The organism is Vibrio sp. Vb0667 (genome assembly GCF_033391095.1).
The window spans coordinates 1-1,248 of the sequence record NZ_JAWPOL010000238.1; the positions used below are offsets into that span (position 1 = coordinate 1).

Annotated in this window: 3 protein-coding genes; 2 read left to right on the forward strand and 1 reads right to left on the reverse strand. The window is 46.4% G+C overall.

What is annotated here, in order from left to right; translation table 11 throughout:
* Both rsmD and R8269_RS24915 read left to right on the forward strand, forming a co-directional pair.
* Window positions 1-585: 16S rRNA (guanine(966)-N(2))-methyltransferase RsmD (gene rsmD / locus R8269_RS24910; RefSeq protein WP_318079249.1), on the forward strand; the 585-nt coding region annotated here is incomplete at its 5' end.
* Between the two features lie 25 nt (window positions 586-610).
* Window positions 611-877, forward strand: coding sequence for a DUF1145 domain-containing protein (locus R8269_RS24915; RefSeq protein WP_005496405.1), 267 nt, complete (start codon window positions 611-613; stop codon window positions 875-877).
* Between the two features lie 53 nt (window positions 878-930).
* Here R8269_RS24915 and R8269_RS24920 read toward each other — a convergent pair.
* On the reverse strand, window positions 931-1,248 hold a 318-nt coding region (locus R8269_RS24920), incomplete at its 5' end, for a MarC family protein (protein WP_318222869.1).

Genomic DNA, 1,248 nt, shown 5'->3' on the forward strand with positions numbered 1-1,248 from the left:
CAGCAAAACTCATCACAAAAAAAGCCAACAACGGGCTTTGTTCGCATTATTAGTGGCTTATGGAGAGGCAGAAAACTCCCTGTCCATGACGCTGAAGGTTTGCGTCCAACCACTGACCGCGTGAAAGAAACCCTGTTTAACTGGTTAGCACAAGATGTGCCGCAAGCAAAATGCCTCGATTTATTTGCTGGCTCTGGTGGTTTAGGTTTTGAATCGGCTTCACGCCAAGCAGAACTCGTGACCATGATTGAGCTCAACCCGCAAGCTTTTCAGCAGTTACAAAAAAACGTCGCATCATTGAAAGCCACTAATATCCAAGTGGTGAACACCGATGCCTTGAGCTTTCTGAAACAACCAGGTACACCACATCACGTGGTTTTCATCGATCCACCTTTCCGTAAGGGACTATTGGATGAAACCGTGACCTTGCTAGAGCAAAACGGTTGGCTTGCAGAAGACGCAATGATTTATATTGAAACGGAAAAAGAGCTGAGCATTGCTGGGCTTCCGGAAAATTGGCACCTGCACAGAGAAAAAACCGCAGGCCAAGTCAGTTACCGTCTGTATGAACGTACCTCAGCCTAACGCCTCGATTTAAAAGGACACTTAAATGAAAGCACTACTTATCCTAGCTAAAGCGGCGATTGCCTTTGTTTGGCTGGTTTTGATTCTGAATATTGTGATGCCATTTCCAGGTAATGCTGCGATTGCGCTGTACATCATGACAGCCTTCTTGTTCATCATGCACGGTTTGCAAATGGCAATCTTCATTGGTGCATTTGGCGATAAGATTCAGATGAGCAGTTGGGAAAAGTATTCCATCTTGATTTTTGGTATTTTTGCCCTGCTCGACATTCGTCGTAAACACATGATGTAAACATCGTTATAAAGAAAAGCCGCTCACTGGAGCGGCTTTTTGTTGTCTTTGATTTATCCCAAATAGCTTTTCACACCATCTAGGAACATCTGGGTGGAAATCATCACCAATAACAAGCCCATCAAGCGTTCCACCGCTTTCAGACCGCGTTCGCCCAACAGACGATTGAAAAAGCCATAGAACATCAAAATAAAGAAGGTCGCGCCCCACGCAATCACCACCGACGCTGAGAGTTCGACCAGTTTGTCGGGATGCTGGGAAGAAAGCAGAAGCAACGCGGCAATCACTGATGGGCCAGCAATCATTGGAATCGCCATCGGCACAATAAACGGCTCTTCACCCGCCGCTAACCCGGTAATGCTCCCTGCACT

What these genes read in the sequence shown, in the direction of transcription:
- R8269_RS24915 (WP_005496405.1), top strand. Translation starts at nt 611, where the DNA reads ATGAAAGCACTACTTATCCTAGCTAAAGCGGCGATTGCCTTTGTTTGG.